This is a genomic window from Pseudomonas sp. RL_5y_Pfl2_69 (assembly GCF_963970465.1).
Classification (GTDB): domain Bacteria; phylum Pseudomonadota; class Gammaproteobacteria; order Pseudomonadales; family Pseudomonadaceae; genus Aquipseudomonas.
Genome location: NZ_CAXAOU010000001.1, coordinates 646636 through 661596 on the forward strand (window position 1 = coordinate 646636; position 14961 = coordinate 661596).

Genomic DNA, 14961 nt, shown 5'->3' on the forward strand with positions numbered 1-14961 from the left:
AAGCAACAAATAAAAAAAGATCAATGAATACCATCGGTTACGATTATCCGCCGTTGGGATACAACTCCCCGTCAACCAGCCTGGACACTGCACGGTGCAAGCGTTTCAACAACGCCTGGATTCTGCTGGCAGACTCTGTACTCAAGGGCTCACGCAACAAACCGATTTCGCACTCATTACAGGCCGCCGCTAAAGCGACAGCGCCTACCGTGGCAAAAGAGCCATGCATACGGTGTACATGATTGAGCAATTTCGATGTATTGGCTTCTTGCAAAGCCTGCTGCGCCTGCGCCAGATCTTGATGCATGGTGGTGATAAACAATCGGTGCATGCTCGGTGAAAGCGTAATCCAGTCTTCAAGATCATCTTTTTGCACAACCTCTTCGCCAGCCTGCAACGTGGGCGGCTGCGGTTGTGCTGACCGGGAACAGTAGACTGACAAGGTCTGGCGCAAGGTTGTCAGACTCAGCGGTTTGACCAGCCAGACGTTCATCCCGGCCTTCAGGCATTGCTCTCCCTCCTCTCGCATCGCATTGGCTGTGACACCAATAATCGGCACCAGAGGGTCAAGCTCGCGCAAGCGGCGTGTCAGCTGATAGCCATCGAGCCTGGGCATGTTGACGTCGGTGATCACCAAATCGAACGACGCCTCATTCCAGCGCAACAAGGCTTGCTCACCATCCTCAGCCAACGTCACTTGCACGCCCAACGCCTTAAGCTGCTCCTTGAGAATCTCCCGGTTGACGGGATTGTCTTCCGCCACCAGAACGCTCAGGTCCAGGCGCCCAAGGGGTCGCTGCACACTGGAGATCGTCTGTTGCACGGTGCCGTGTGCAACCTGCATCAGCGTTCTGGCAATGGCACGAATGTCATAGGCATTGATCTCCCAGCCACGCTCTGTCTTTTGCGGCTGGCTACGGCCCGTTTCGGTTGCAATCACACGCTCACCCGACCAGGGCAGCGAGAGCTGCGGGTCAGGATCAACATCCAGCAAAATGGCCTGGCTGTCCGGGGTATCCGTTGCCGGAAATACTTGAGCACGCGCCCCCCAACGGCTTAACCAGTCGACCAGAAGCTGTCCGATATCATTGCGCGGAGTACGCACATAGACACTCACACCCTCAAGGTCGATATCGGCGCTGTTATCCAGCGAGCCTGCAATAACCGGCAAATTCGTATGCAACGAGAAACTGCTGCCCAGCCCCGGCTCACTGACCACCCGCAACGTGGCACCCATCATCTCGCTCAGTCGGGCACAAATAGACAGGCCCAGCCCGGCCCCCCCTGCACGCTCACTGCCACCCACCTGCGAAAAGGGCTTGAACAGGCGAGTCAGTTGCTCCTCGCTGATCCCCACGCCGGTATCGGAAACCTGCCACTGCAATGACGCCTGGCCGTGCTCAATACCGACCACCTTGAGCCTGAAGACAACCCAGCCGGTCTCGGTGAACTTGATCGCGTTACTTAGCAGGTTGTCGATGATTTGCCGGATACGCACCGCGTCTGCGCACAAGAGTGGTGGCAAGGTCGCGTCGGCACAGGCGAATATTTTCAATCCCTTGTTGCTCGCAGCAGCCGAATAACTGCGCACGCAATCTTCGAATAAATCCAGAGGGCAGAATGTTTGAGCATCGACCGCCATTTGTCCGGACTCGATCTTGGACACGTCCAGCACATCGCTGATCAACTGAAACAAAACCGCTGATGAGCGCTGAATGGTGTGCAGGTATTCATGCTGGCGCTCACTCAGGGGCGTTAGTTCAAGGAGTTCAAGATTGCCAAGCACCCCATACAGAGGCGTGCGAATTTCATGGCTCATGGTGGCCAGGAACAGGGTTTTAGCCTTGCTGGCTTCGTCGGCCGAACGACGTGCCTGCTCCATCAAGTTGGCGTCATCCACATGCCGGGTGATGTCGTTGAAACCGCAGAGCACTACGTCTTTGCCTTTGTAACGGGTGAAGGCGAAACAGGCCTGAAGATGACGTCCCGAAACTTCGAGCTGTATCTCGCCCAACTCGTGTTCACCATAATCGCGCTTCAACAAGGCAATGAGTTCAGGGGTCCCCTGCCATTGCTGCGCCCGCTTATTTTCCAGTAATACGATCCCGGTACCGCGCTCAACCACACACAGGCCTACGGGTGCGTTATCAAGCATGACCCGGTTGAATTCTTCGCTTTCAGTCAGGGATTGGTTGGACCGCTGTGCGGGCTCGATAATTTGCATGCGATACCAGCGGTTGACGCGCCAGCCAATCAATACAAACAGCAGAAGCAGGCCAACAGCTCCCGCCAAAGGCCATTTGGCATAGCCAAAAAAATTCTGATAGCTGATTGCATACAACCCAATCCAGGGCGTAGCCCCACCCGAACTCAACTTGAAGCGCAGACCGTTGCGGGTAATGCTCAAGCCCAGCGGTAACTCCTCGACGTCCTGAACCTCACCCAGCAACACATCACCCGCAGGCGAGATCAAAGTCAGGCGACTGTTGGTGGGGTGCATCAACAAACGCTCCAGATCACTGATGTCGCTGACATCCAGCAAGGCACTCAGAATGACCGAGTCATTGCCCTCACCCCCCGGCGGCATAAAGTGACGGGACAGGTTAAGACCGATAGCGCCCACAATGTACCTGCGCTTTTGAATCAGCCCCTGTGGGGCTCTTAACCAGATCAGCTCATCACCGCCGAGCTCATGGCTGTGCGCTACAAGCTCATCGTACAAACGCTTGGACACGTCGAAAAAGTTGTTTTTGAGGAGTATGGGGTACTGCCGGGTGCCATCAATTCCGGGCACCGCAATGGTGAATTGATCGCTGGGAGAAAACACAAATACCTGCGGTGCCACATAGTGTGAATCAGACCAGTAAGCCGTGAACAAATCGGTCAACTGCACACCAAACGAGTAAACACCCTGCATATCTTCATGGGTGTACTTGTCTCGCTGGCTCACCGTGAAGGGCAATGACTTGGCCGTGTCGCGGTTCTGGAACAAACGCTCATCCCCCTGACGGATGAGTGCCAGGTGCGAGCTAGGCTGGTTGTCTATCAGCAGGTTTTCGTTGGACTGGCTGTAGCTCTGTGCGGCAATACGTAAAAAGGCTTCATGTTCATGAATGCTTTCCATCAGCCGTGCGAAGTGAAAATCGGTCTTCTCGCCCTCTTCCTTCAACACCCGGTTCACAGCCCAATAACTCATGCTCACCAATAGCAGGGCAAGCCCGGTCAACAGGAGCAGCAGTTTGTTCAGTCGCAGTGAGCTCAGTGCCAATGCACCGAGGCGTGCCTTTTCTTGCTTCATGATTATTGCCGCTCTAGCAGGAACTTTGCGGGTCAAGGATACAGAGACAGCCAGAACAGGAATCGTCTGATGGGGTCCAGCCACTTCTAATTGCATCCTGTGTAACACCTGCTGCGGCAAGCCGTGAACAGGAGGGGGCAATAAAAAATGGGTAACACACATCACACGTCTGGAGAGGTCATCTCACATGTTTCAAAAAATCGGTAAATACACTGCGCTTTGTGGTTCTTCGCTACTGATCGCCATGGCTGCCGCTACCGCGCAAGCCGCTGATGGCCAGGTTGAGTTCACTGGCACCATCAACGACAACGCTTGCACCATCAACAGCGAAAGCGTGAAAAAAGCCGTTGATATGGGTCAGGTTCGCATCGCCGACTTCCCGAACACCGTGGGCGCTGTCGCCACTGCCGGTGCCACACCGTTCTCGATCTCGCTGGAAAACTGCAGCGGTTCAACCCTGAAAAACGCTTCCATCAAGTTTAGCGGCCAGCAGTCCGGCACTGATGCAACCGTGCTGGGCATGACCGGTGAAAACCAGGTGAGCGGCGTCGGCATCCAGATCAACGATGCCCGTACAGGTAACAAGTTGCCATTGAACACTGCCAGCAACGATTACGTATTGCGTCCACAGTCCAACACGTTTGACTTCACCGCGTCCTATGTACGTCTGGTTGCCGACACCGAAGCGTCGGAAGACACCCCAGGTGTACGCGGTATCGGTACCGGTAAAGTCAACGCATTGGCCAGCTTCGACGTTACCTACAAGTAATTCATGTTTTTAACGAGAGAGCTCGCGGCTTATCGCGAGCTCTGGCGTTAACAAGAGGACACCTTCATGCGTTTAAAAGTTGCAGCCTTTTTGGCTCTGGCAGCGGGCTTCTGGCTGCCTCAGGTTCAGGCAGGCGTCAATGTGGGCTCCACGCGCGTTGTGTATCAAAGCAAGGAGAAGGAAGCCAACCTGGTACTTTCAAACTCGGGCGATGACGGCGTGCCCTATCTGGTTCAGTCGTGGGTCAGCCCATTCGACAATCGCGATGCAAGCGCGGACGAATTTATTGTCACCCCGCCCCTGTTTCGCCTGGACGCCAAGGGCCAGAACATTTTGCGGGTGATTGCCACCAATGCGCAGAACCTGCCCAGTGATAAAGAAAGTCTGTTTTTGCTCAATGTCAAAGCCATCCCAGCCAAGAGTGAAGAGCAGCGTAATCAAAACGTGCTGCAAATCGCACTCAAGACCACGATCAAATTGTTTTATCGCCCCGCAAACTTGAAAGGCACATTGCCCGAAGCGGTAGAGAAACTTCAGTGGGGTACGCAAGGTGGAAAACTGACGGTGCATAACCCGTCGGGTTTCAACGTTGTGGTCAGTGAGCTGTTGATCAACAACACCGCCAGCAAAGACATACCCGAAGTGATCAAGCCGGGCAGCACGGTGACCACCGGCACGGCCATCAAGAACAGCGACTCGCTGGTACTCAGCTACATCAACGAGTACGGCAGCACGGTCAAGGCAGCTCCCGTTACCCCGCACTGATGACTGAATAATCCGTCGACTGGAAGGACTCCCTCATGCTGCGACTGCGCATGTGCGCTTTCGCGCGCAGAATAAAGTGTTGGAGCATCGTCACCCTGGGCGCTGCAGGCCTGACATCGAACGTGGTCCATGCCGACTACAGCTTCGATTCTTCCTTTCTGGAAATTGGCGGCGGTAATGCTTCGACCGAAGTGGCCGAGCAAGTAAAAGCCATGAGTCAGGGGCAACTGCCTGGTATTTACCGGGTTGACCTGTCAGTGGACGACCGGCTTGTTGAGCAACGCGACCTGCATTTTATTCGCGAGACAGCGAGCCAGGTTTCGACTCCAAACGGCCTGTTCCCCTGCTTCAGTCTTCAAGGCCTGACAGATTTGGGTGTTGATCCGGCACGTCTGAAAAACGCCGACATCAGCACTGACAATTGCGTGTATTTCAACCGTGACCTTACCGGGGTCACCTATGACTACGACTTCAACAAGCAGCATCTGAATCTGCAAGTTCCCCAGGCCTATATCGGCAGCGTTCCTTTCGAGACACGCCGCAAAACCTGGAGCGACGGCGAGCAGGTGGCTTTTGCCAATTACAGTTTTTCCGGCAGTAACTACGAGAACCAGTTCGGTAGTCGTCAATCACAGTTCGGCAGTGTGCACAGCGGGTTCAATAGTGGCGCGTGGCGCTTTCGTAACTTCTCCACCTGGCAAAAAAACACCCAGATCGATGGTAACTGGAAGTCCGTAGACACGTATGTGCAGCGTGACCTGGGTAACCTGATGGCCATCGCCACGGTGGGTGAGAGCGCAACCGACAGTGATTTGTTTGACACTATTTCTTACCGGGGCGTGGGTATTGCCTCTGATCTGGACATGCTGCCCGACGACGCGCGCAACTTCGCACCCGTAGTGCGCGGAGTTGCCAATGGCCGCTCGCTGGTGACGTTGCGCCAGCGCGGTTACGTGATCAGTGAGCAATGGGTACCTTCAGGCCCGTTCGCCCTCAAAGACCTGTACTCGACCTCCGGCAACGGCGATATCGAAGTCACCATTGAGGGTCCCAATGGCGAGCGCCAGGTGTACATCCAGTCGTTCTCGTCCGTGCCGTACATGCTGCGAGAAGGCCAGCAAAGCTACGCCGTGACCGCAGGCCAGTATCGCCCGGCCGATGGCGCGCAGAACTCGCCAAAGCCAGAGTTTGTCCAGGGCACCTATCGCCGCGGGCTGACCGAAGGCACCACACTGTTTGGCGGTAGCATCGTCAGCGAACAGTACAAATCGGCGCTGCTGGGTTTTGCCCACGACTTTGCGGGCTTTGGTGCCATTTCACTGGACGTGACCCATGCCATCAGCGACGACATGGGCACCGACGCCAAGACTTTGAGCGGGCAGTCCTATCGCTTTCGTTACTCCAAGTCCATTGACCTGACCGATACCAGTTTCAGCCTGATCGGCTACCGCTACTCCACCAGCGGTTATTACAGCTTTAACGAGGCGATCAACGCACGCTCCAACAACTCACTCGCGCCCTATGCGGATGAAATGCAGAACAGCAGTGCAATGTTTTCACCGTACTTGACCGGCCACATGAAAAGCAGCTTTACCGCCAATGTGTCGCAACAATTTGGCACCTATGGCGGCATGTACGCCAACCTGACCAAAACCGATTACTGGAACCGGGCCAAGAGCAATACGTCCGTTCAGTTGGGCTACAGCTTCAGTGTCGGCAGCGCCTCTTACAACCTGGGCCTGGCACAGAACAGCGGCACCGGTGATGACATTCGCAGCGTATCGCTGAGCGTCAGCCTGCCGTTGGGCAACCCGGGCAGCAGCAGCCGGATCGGTTTCAGCACCAACCAGGATTCGGGCGGTAATGCCAGCCGCAACGCCACCTTCAGCGGCTCGCAGCTCAAGGACGATGCCCTGTCTTACAACCTGGGCATCAACCAGCAAGTCAGTGATGACGATCGTGTGCTCGGTGGTTCGGTGGCGGCCCGTTACAACGCGGCCAATGCCATCTGGCACGGTTCATACAACAAGGATCAAAACACACGCCAGACGGACTACGGCGTGGAAGGTGCGGTGGTGGCCATACGCAACACAGTGATGTTCACCCAGCCATTGGGCGAGACCAACATCATCGTTGCCACACCCGGTGCCGCCGATGTGGGCGTGCTGACCAAAAGCGGGATCAAGACCAACGGCAGCGGCTACACGATTATCCCTTCGGCCCAGCCGTACAGGAAAAACAAGGTATCGCTCAACACCGACTCGCTCTCGGACAACACCGATATCGCCAACCTGGTCCAGGAAGTCACCCCCAACCGTGGAGCCTTTGTGCTGGCCAATTTCGAGACCCACAACGGCCGTCGCCTGCTGGTCACCGTCAGTGCAAGCAATGGCAAGCCAGCACCTTTTGCCGCAGAAGCGCAGCTCTATGACCTCAACGGCACCTTGCTGAGCAGTGCGATGGTTGCCGACAAGGGCCGGGTATTCATGACCGGCGTACCCGACAAGGCGCGGCTGATGATCAACGTCAACGGCCAGCCGTGGTGCACCAAAGACCTGGATCTCAATACTTACAACCTGTCAGAGACAGGCATCGGACAACTGCACGTCAGTTGCGATGCAAAACCTGCAGACACCCCAAGGACTCCCGATGCGTGATTCAACCGTCAAATCATCTCGCCTGAGCCTTTTCAAAGGTAGCTTGTTGCTACTGTGCATGCTGCTCAGCCTGGTCAGCCAACAGGCCTTTGCGTTGATCCAAAACAACCTCGCGTGCACGGCTACGGGTACCACCGGCATTATTCAACTGGGCGATCTGGCGCCATCAACGAACTACACCGCCAACATGACTGCCAACTGCCGGGTTACACGTTGGTACCCCTATGGTGCTTCATTGCAGCACAGCCAGTTCTACAACTCTGGCAGAGGCAGCAAGGTTCAAGTGTTCCATACCAACTCGGGCTTGATGGTGCCTGAGCTTCCGATAGGGACTGCGAGCAGTACATGCATGCCTTCAAGCTGCGTTCAATTATTTGTAGGTAACACCTTTTCCTACAATGTGCTGCTTCTTGGAACAGCCCCCGTGACCCCCGGCGACTATATGGTCAGCGTTTCGCTCACAGACACCTCAATCCGAGGTTATGAAGCCTACGGCGACTACCTGCAGACGGTCATTCTCAGCTTCCGGGTCATCCAGCCCGCCTGCTCGATGGGCTCGGCAAAAACCCTCAACCTGCCCTTCGGCACACTCAGCAGCAACGACTTTGCCAGCTCCCAGCAAATCGCCAATGTCACGATGAACTGCACTCGCGGTACTCAGGCGACTGCCACGCTGGTGCCTACCCAGGCCGCCATCAGCGGCAGCCCGGGGGTCTCTGCCACCACCCTCGCAGGGCTGTCGATGGCGGCCACCTGGGCCGACAACAACACCGCAGTCACCTTCAACAGTCCCCGTACGCTGCCGCTCACAACCGGTACCAACACCATTCGCCTGGGCTTTCGGCCACGTCTGAACACCAGCGTTTCGCCAACCGGCAATTTCTCCAGTCAGTACACCCTCAACATCACCTATCTCTGATCAGGCGCAGGAACTCAACCATGAAAATATCCACGTCGATGACCGCTGCACTTTTTGCGGGCTTGCTCTGCACAGCCGCCAACGCCGCCACTGACACCGTGACCATCAACCTGAGCGGGACTCTGACGCGCCCGCCCTGCACCCTGACCAGCAACAAGACGCTGACCGCCAACTTCGGCAGCCTGCGTTATGACCAGGTTGCCGATGCCGGGCTGATAGATATCCCCCTCATCATGACCTGCCCGGCCAACTCGGTTCTGGCCGTCAGCATTCTGGCTGCCCGCACGATTCAGGGCTCAACCACACAAGCGGCAACGGGCAAAGCCAATCTGGGTTATTCACTGCTCTGGAACAGCGACAGCACGGCTGCCAACATTACCGGGGTCAAACGAAACCTGACCAACCAGAGCGGTACGGTCGACCTGAGCCTGAAAGCAAAATTGATTGCTCTGGGCGCGCTGACTGAGGGCGCATTCAGCACCTCAGCGGTCATCAGTATCGAGTACCTGTGAGGTGTCCATGCTCGCCAGAGTGAGCCTGTGGGTGGCACTGCTGTCTACTGCTGCGCTGCTGTACAGTTCGGCCAGCCGCGCACAGGATGGCGCCCTGATTGAAGTGCTCGGCACGCTGATAAAACCGCCCTGCACGGCTAATTTCCCGACGTCGCAGAATGTCGATATCCCCAAGACGAACCTGAATTCACTGAACTCGGACATCACCGACTGGACCGATGTGACCCTTGATTTCCAATGCATCAAGGGCAGTCAGGTGCACTTGCGCTTCAGTGCGGGCAATGGCTCTTTTGACAGCAACACGCTGCGCACTACGCTCGACAGGCTGGGCCTCAGAACACGCTTGAGCGACATGAGCAGTACGTTGAAAGTGGTGGATTTGAAGCTGGACGAACAACTGATATTTCCGGTTGAAGGCACCCGGCTCAAACTTCAGCTATCTGTACGCCCCGTAAAAGCCGGGCAAGAACTGCCAGCCATCGGTAGCTACAGCTCAACGCTGTTGATGGAAATGATCTATTTGTAACGCCGAACAATCAGGCGAACAGGTTGGCTTTGACACACAGGATCAGCAGCGCCTGATCGTTGTCGACATTAAGCTTGCGCATTGCCGAAATCTTCAGGGTACTGATGGTTTTAATGCTGCGATTCAAGCTCTGGGCAACCTCACCCACACTCACCCCCGTTGCGAACAGGCGCAAGACTTCAAACTCCTTGACCGTCAATTGGCTGAGCATTTGCGAAATACCCGCTTCATCCTCACTTGGAGCACCCTCAAGGGTGTCTTGCTGATAATGCCCATCACGGTAAAACGCATCCAGCGCGACCAGGATTTGCTCAAGCCCTGCGCTCTTGGAAATAACCCCGCTGATGCCTAACCCATACAACCAGCTCAGAACCTGTGGATTGGAGATGACCGTCAGGATCAATACGCGCGGCTCGGGGAAATGTCTGCGCAGATACTCCACCAACCGGGTACCGTCACCGTATTGCTCGTCACCCGGCATGTTGTAGTCAGTAATGATGACGTCAGGGTTCAATTGCGAAATCTTGTCGATCAACTCTGAGGAGCTCATGGCCTCGCCCACGACCTTGAACCGCGAGTCACGCTCAATAATTTCGCGTACCCCCATCAATACGATCGGGTGATCGTCAGCCAGTAAGACTTTCATTTGCGGCATGGCGTGCATGACTCCAGGTCGGCAGCGACTACAGGTTCCACAGATCGGCCTTGATGCAGTAAGTGATCAAGGCATGGTCATTCTGTACCTCCAGCTTGCGCATCGCCGACACTTTCTGGGTGCTGACCGTTTTGACGCTGCGCTCGAGTTGCCGGGCAATGTCACCCACACTGCTTCCTGCTACAACCAGGCGCAGTACCTCAACTTCGCGGGGCGACAGCGTAGAGAAACGCTCATCGATAACCTTGACGTTGTTCAATACGGACGTGGCAGGCACAGCAGGTGCGTTGTAGGTCCGATCATTGGCCAAGGCATTGAGTGCCTTGCCGATTTCTTCACGGATATGGCTTTTGGCAATCACCCCCGCCACCCCCATTTCCAGCAAGCGCGAAATAATCAGCTGGTTGCTCACCATCGTCAGCACCAGGATCTTCACTGCCGGAAATTGCTCACTGAGGTACTCGATCAGTTGTAGACCGTCGCCATAGATTTCATCACCTGGCATATTGAAATCGGTTATCACCAGGGCAGGTTGATGCAACGACAGCTGCTCGACCAATTGCGAAGAACTCAGCGCCTCGCCTGCCAGAATGAAACGTTCATCACGTTGAATCACTTCCCGAAGCCCCAGCAACACCACTGGATGATCATCGGCAATCACTACCTTTAACTCGCGCATTGCCTGGCTCCAAGTAATAAGGGCACGCACAACTTTGCAGGAACTGGTGTGCTCCTGCAGAGGGCGGTGCCCATCAGTGATGACTCAAGCTATCCCCATGATGGCTTAGAGCTATCCTCGAGCAAAAGAGTTTCAAAGTCGGTGCACGATACGGCTGCGCAAATCAGAAAACCCTGCGCCTGGTCACACTCGATACTGCGCAGGAAGGCAAGCTCTGCCTGTGTCTCCACACCTTCTGCAACCACGGTCAGGCCCAGCTTTTGACTTAACTCCACGAGACTGCGCAGTGCCGAAGCCAGGTTTTCATTTTCAACACAGCCATGCACCAGCGAGCGGTCTATTTTGAGCTCACTGAAGGGCGTTGAAACCAGGTTGAAATAGGAGCTGAACCCCTTGCCGAAGTCATCCTGAGCCAAACCAAAGCCCATCATGCGCAAGCGACAGGCGCCAGCGTAGTAATTGCTGAGTTCTTCAGTGGTTGAGCTTTCCATCAACTCAAAAACAATACTGCGCGGCTCTGCGCCATCCGCCACCACGTAATCGCGCAAGTTGTCGGCCAGGTCGTGGTTATCCAGCAAATGCGTTGGCAAGTTGATGGATACCGGGATATCCCAGCCTTGCTCGCGCCATTTCCTTTGCGCCACCAAGGTTTGCTCCAGCATCAGCCACAACAGCCGCTCTTCCAACCCCTGGGCAATCAGGATGGAGAGAAAGTCTTTGGGCAATAACAGGCCAGCCTCGGGGTGCGCCCAGCGCACCAGTGCTTCAGCACTGAGAATATTGCCGTTGCGCAGTGATTTTTTGGGCTGGAACCAGGCCTGGATCTGGCCATTACCCATCGCCATTTCGATTTTATGCGGGTCGACCTCTATGGCCAGCGCGGGGTTCAGTTCCCCATTGACCCGAAAAATTGCCATCCGCTCTTTCAAACGCATCACTGCATTGAATTCGACCGGCTTGGAGATCAATCCGACGACGCAAATCCCCAGGTTTTTCGCCGCCAGCCCCGCACTGATCAGCATTCGACGTGATGAGGCGCTCATCAGCGCAAGTGCCGGTCGTTTTTTCAACCCGGCAACTTTCTGGATCAATTGCACGCCATCCATGCCGGGCATCAGTAAATCGCTAAGCAACAAGTCATAGTCATTGCGCGCCAGGCACTTCAATGCACCCTCGCCGTCCCAAACAGTGTCAACTGCAAAGCCACCCACTTCATTGAAAACATTCAGCAGGTATTCATGCTGAAAAGGATGATCCTCAACGACCAGTACACGATAGGGTTTCACTGGACCCTCCTTTAGAAGTGTTGAAGACAGTTGTATAGGGCATGTAACGTAAAAGGCTTGATCAGGCATTGATTCATCCCGGCGCTCAGGCAGCGCTCACCTTCGTCACGCATGGCATTGGCTGTAGCGCCGATGATCGGCTGCGTCATATTCATCGCCCGCAGTCGGCTAGCCAGCTCATAACCATTCATTCTCGGCATGTTGACGTCAGTCAGTACCAGATCAAACTTGCCTTCCTGCCAGAGCTCCAGCGCCTGGATGCCATCGCTGGCCAAGCTCACGGTGCAACCCAGTTCTTCGAGCTGATCACGCAATATGAGCTGATTGATCACATTGTCTTCCGCGACGAGAATGTGTAAGTCGAGTTTGAGCTCGGCCTTGGCGGCGCCAGCCTCAAGCGGGCCCCCGACGTGCCTGCCCTGAGCCTTGGAAATGGCCCGATAAACGTCCTGCAGACTGTTGAGGTCCGCTTGCCAGCAAGGGTTTTCTGAAGTGTGGACGGCTGCCAGATCGCTGGCGGCTATCACCAAGGGCCCTCTCCATGTGGGCTCCAGTGATTGCTGGGCAGAGCCTGGATGCAGCTCCAGCATGACCGAATCATCGGCGACGGCGCCCTGTTTGGGCGCCCCTAAATGCGCCCTTGCGCCCCAGCGGCGTAACCAGGCGCAGTAACACTCAGCCAGCTCGCGCAAGGGCGAAACCACATACACCGTACTGGGCAACAGCTCGCCCGGGAGGCCCAAACGCGTAGCATCCTTGACCTGTACCAAGGGTAGATGCAGGGTAAAACTGCTGCCCAAGCCCGGCTCGCTGACCAAACGCATGGTACCGTTCATCAAGTGCATGAGGCGCTTGCAGATGGACAGTCCCAAGCCTGTTCCGGCAACCACATTTTGTGCCGACTCCACCTGATAAAAAGGTTCGAACAGATGGGCCTGTTCTTCATGGGCGATGCCTTTACCCGTGTCCGAAACCTGCCAATGCAGCATCACGCGCTCATCATCGCGGCTGTCCATTCTGAGGCGCAGAACGATTTTTCCGTAGTCAGTGAATTTCAGCGCGTTGTTGAGCAAATTGTTCAAAATCTGGCGAATGCGGGTGACATCGCCACTGAGCCATTCAGGCACGGTCGAATCAATCAGGGCAAACAACTGCAGCCCCTTGGCCTGGGCCGCGCCACTGTAGCCTTGAACCACTTCCTCTATCAGCTCCATCGGGTTGAACGTGTTGAGTTCAAGCTGCAATTGGCCTGCTTCGATTCGTGACACATCCAGCACGTCGCAAATCAGCTGCAATAAATTACCGGATGAGCGCTCGATGGCTTTCAAGTAGTTGTTCTGCTGCTCGTTGAGGTCAGTACGCGCCAGCAACTCGAGCGTACCCAGTACGCCGTACAAGGGGGTACGGATTTCATGACTCATGGTCGCCAGAAACAAGGTCTTGGCTTCATTGGCCCGATCCGCCAATTGCCGGGCACGCTCCAGGGTCACTTCAATCTGTTTGCGTGCGCTGATGTCGCTGAACGCACAAATCAGTACGTCCTGACCGTTGTAGCGCGTCGGGGCAAAAGCCAGGTACAGAAGACGACCATCCGCCATTTCAATTTCATCGCTATTGCGCGAGTCCTGCTGATCGAATGCACGCGCAATCCAGCAATGACATAACTTGCCACGCTCGCTACTGCCCCCCAGCCACTGTTGCGACAATGAATTTTCAAGCACCACCGTGCCGTCTGTGCGGCGAATGACACATAGCGCAATAGGCGCAACCTGCAACACGGCGCGACTGAAAGCCTCACTTTCAATCAGTGCCTGAATGCGGTTTTCGCCCGGGGTAATCAAGCGCCGATCAATACGCATGATCAGCAAGTGCAGCCCTAAACAGACCGCAATGAATAGCAGCACACACCCCAGCAAAGGCCAGCCCAATACGGGCAGCAAAGAGTGAATATCCACGGCATAGACAATTTGCCAGCCTGAATAGCCCAGTTTTTTCCTGATGGCCAAGCTGTCTGGAAACCAGCCAGAGCCAATAAAGCCAAAAGAATTTTGGGGTTCGAGGGTGTGCAATGAATCCACCAGGGTGGATTGTGCCGCATTGGTGAAAATGATCTGCCCCTGACTGCCCAGCAACATAAAGTCGCCTGCGCTTTCACTGCGCAATGCCTCCACCAGATCCGGCACCTCGACCTCAATGCCCAACCAGCCCGAGGCTGTATTGCGGCTATCGAGCCGTGTGAACAAGTAAAACGGCGAATCCAGCACTTTATTGTCAGTCAGCCACAGATCTTCATCATTGGAATCCCCACGACCACCTTCATCTGCCAGCCGCTGCAAGACAACATTGGGCAGGGGTTCCTGACGGGACGAAAGATCAAACAGACGCACCACTTGGGGTTCATCCGTTTGCGGTACATAGAGCAGATTGACTTTGCTTTCGTGCAAATAGTCCATCATCCGCCGGGTAAGCCAAAGGCTCCAATGGCCGGTTTCACTGGCCAGACTGATGTTTATCTCTTCTTCGGGATCAACACTGACAAACGCTTTGTCTCCGTTTTTATCAGGCACAGTCGCCAGCATCAGACTCTTGAGCAAGGTCTGACGGCTGACGAAAAAATCCTGGGCATTGAACACAGCCTCGTTCATAAAGCTGCGGCGCTGGGAAACCTCTTCATTAAAAACCGAACGCAGATAAACGAACGAACCTGCAAAGACCGCAACGATCAGGCCAACGGCAAATAAATGGAGAAGTTTTCGAGCGGCTTGGGGGGTCGATTTCATGCCGCAAGCCTGAGGCTGGGGCATGAAAAAAATAATCAGACAATTCCTGAAACCGCGCAAAACCTGTAGTCACTGACGAGGAACGAAGGCTGCGATCAGCGACTACAAGGGCAGA

11 protein-coding genes are annotated in these 14961 nt (G+C 55.3%); 6 read left to right on the forward strand and 5 right to left on the reverse strand.

What is annotated here, in order from left to right:
• Positions 1-43: 43 nt before the first annotated feature.
• Positions 44-3298, reverse strand: a complete 3255-nt coding sequence (locus AACY07_RS03070) for a hybrid sensor histidine kinase/response regulator (protein ID WP_339473405.1) — start codon at positions 3296-3298, stop codon at positions 44-46.
• Between the two features lie 187 nt (positions 3299-3485).
• Between AACY07_RS03070 and AACY07_RS03075 the strand changes: the two genes are divergently transcribed.
• The 6 genes from AACY07_RS03075 to AACY07_RS03100 all read left to right on the forward strand — a co-directional run bounded on the left by AACY07_RS03075 (position 3486) and on the right by AACY07_RS03100 (position 9446).
• Entirely contained in the window at positions 3486-4067 is a 582-nt protein-coding gene (locus AACY07_RS03075; protein ID WP_046809090.1) for a fimbrial protein, read from the forward strand.
• A gap of 66 nt (positions 4068-4133) precedes the next feature.
• A complete protein-coding gene (locus AACY07_RS03080) occupies positions 4134-4832 on the forward strand; it encodes a fimbrial biogenesis chaperone (RefSeq protein ID WP_046809089.1) in 699 nt (232 codons plus the stop codon).
• Positions 4833-4867: 35 nt separating this feature from the next.
• Complete coding sequence (locus AACY07_RS03085) at positions 4868-7489, forward strand: fimbria/pilus outer membrane usher protein (protein WP_339473406.1); 2622 nt, start codon at positions 4868-4870, stop codon at positions 7487-7489.
• Positions 7482-8408 (forward strand): fimbrial protein, encoded by a 927-nt coding sequence (locus AACY07_RS03090; RefSeq protein ID WP_339473408.1) that lies wholly within the window; start codon positions 7482-7484, stop codon positions 8406-8408. The genes AACY07_RS03085 and AACY07_RS03090 overlap by 8 nt, the downstream gene beginning before the upstream one ends.
• Before the next feature lie 20 nt (positions 8409-8428).
• Positions 8429-8920 (forward strand): fimbrial protein, encoded by a 492-nt coding sequence (locus AACY07_RS03095; protein ID WP_133076449.1) that lies wholly within the window; start codon positions 8429-8431, stop codon positions 8918-8920.
• Positions 8921-8927: 7 nt separating this feature from the next.
• Complete coding sequence (locus AACY07_RS03100; protein ID WP_326397344.1) at positions 8928-9446, forward strand: fimbrial protein; 519 nt, start codon at positions 8928-8930, stop codon at positions 9444-9446.
• Positions 9447-9456: 10 nt separating this feature from the next.
• On the opposite strand, the gene AACY07_RS03105 is transcribed toward AACY07_RS03100, so the two are convergent.
• From AACY07_RS03105 to AACY07_RS03120, 4 genes are all read right to left on the reverse strand, one after another.
• Positions 9457-10101 (reverse strand): response regulator, encoded by a 645-nt coding sequence (locus tag AACY07_RS03105; RefSeq protein ID WP_046809084.1) that lies wholly within the window; start codon positions 10099-10101, stop codon positions 9457-9459.
• 28 nt (positions 10102-10129) lie between these two features.
• Positions 10130-10780: a response regulator gene (locus AACY07_RS03110; protein WP_339473409.1), complete on the reverse strand. Its 651-nt coding sequence runs from the start codon at positions 10778-10780 to the stop codon at positions 10130-10132.
• An 89-nt stretch (positions 10781-10869) separates the two neighbouring features.
• Entirely contained in the window at positions 10870-12066 is a 1197-nt protein-coding gene (locus AACY07_RS03115; protein WP_339473410.1) for an EAL domain-containing response regulator, read from the reverse strand.
• A gap of 11 nt (positions 12067-12077) precedes the next feature.
• Positions 12078-14846 carry an ATP-binding protein gene (locus AACY07_RS03120; RefSeq protein WP_339473412.1) on the reverse strand — a complete coding sequence of 923 codons (2769 nt, stop codon included), beginning with the start codon at positions 14844-14846 and terminating at the stop codon, positions 12078-12080.
• Between the last annotated feature and the right edge of the window lie 115 nt (positions 14847-14961).

Coding starts and splice junctions, on each gene's coding strand:
- AACY07_RS03090 (WP_339473408.1), top strand. CDS start 7,482: ATGCGTGATTCAACCGTCAAATCATCTCGCCTGAGCCTTTTCAAAGGT.
- AACY07_RS03110 (WP_339473409.1), bottom strand. CDS start 10,780: ATGCGCGAGTTAAAGGTAGTGATTGCCGATGATCATCCAGTGGTGTTG.
- AACY07_RS03105 (WP_046809084.1), bottom strand. CDS start 10,101: ATGCCGCAAATGAAAGTCTTACTGGCTGACGATCACCCGATCGTATTG.
- AACY07_RS03080 (WP_046809089.1), top strand. CDS start 4,134: ATGCGTTTAAAAGTTGCAGCCTTTTTGGCTCTGGCAGCGGGCTTCTGG.
- AACY07_RS03100 (WP_326397344.1), top strand. CDS start 8,928: ATGCTCGCCAGAGTGAGCCTGTGGGTGGCACTGCTGTCTACTGCTGCG.
- AACY07_RS03070 (WP_339473405.1), bottom strand. CDS start 3,298: ATGAAGCAAGAAAAGGCACGCCTCGGTGCATTGGCACTGAGCTCACTG.
- AACY07_RS03095 (WP_133076449.1), top strand. CDS start 8,429: ATGAAAATATCCACGTCGATGACCGCTGCACTTTTTGCGGGCTTGCTC.
- AACY07_RS03085 (WP_339473406.1), top strand. CDS start 4,868: ATGCTGCGACTGCGCATGTGCGCTTTCGCGCGCAGAATAAAGTGTTGG.
- AACY07_RS03120 (WP_339473412.1), bottom strand. CDS start 14,846: ATGAAATCGACCCCCCAAGCCGCTCGAAAACTTCTCCATTTATTTGCC.
- AACY07_RS03075 (WP_046809090.1), top strand. CDS start 3,486: ATGTTTCAAAAAATCGGTAAATACACTGCGCTTTGTGGTTCTTCGCTA.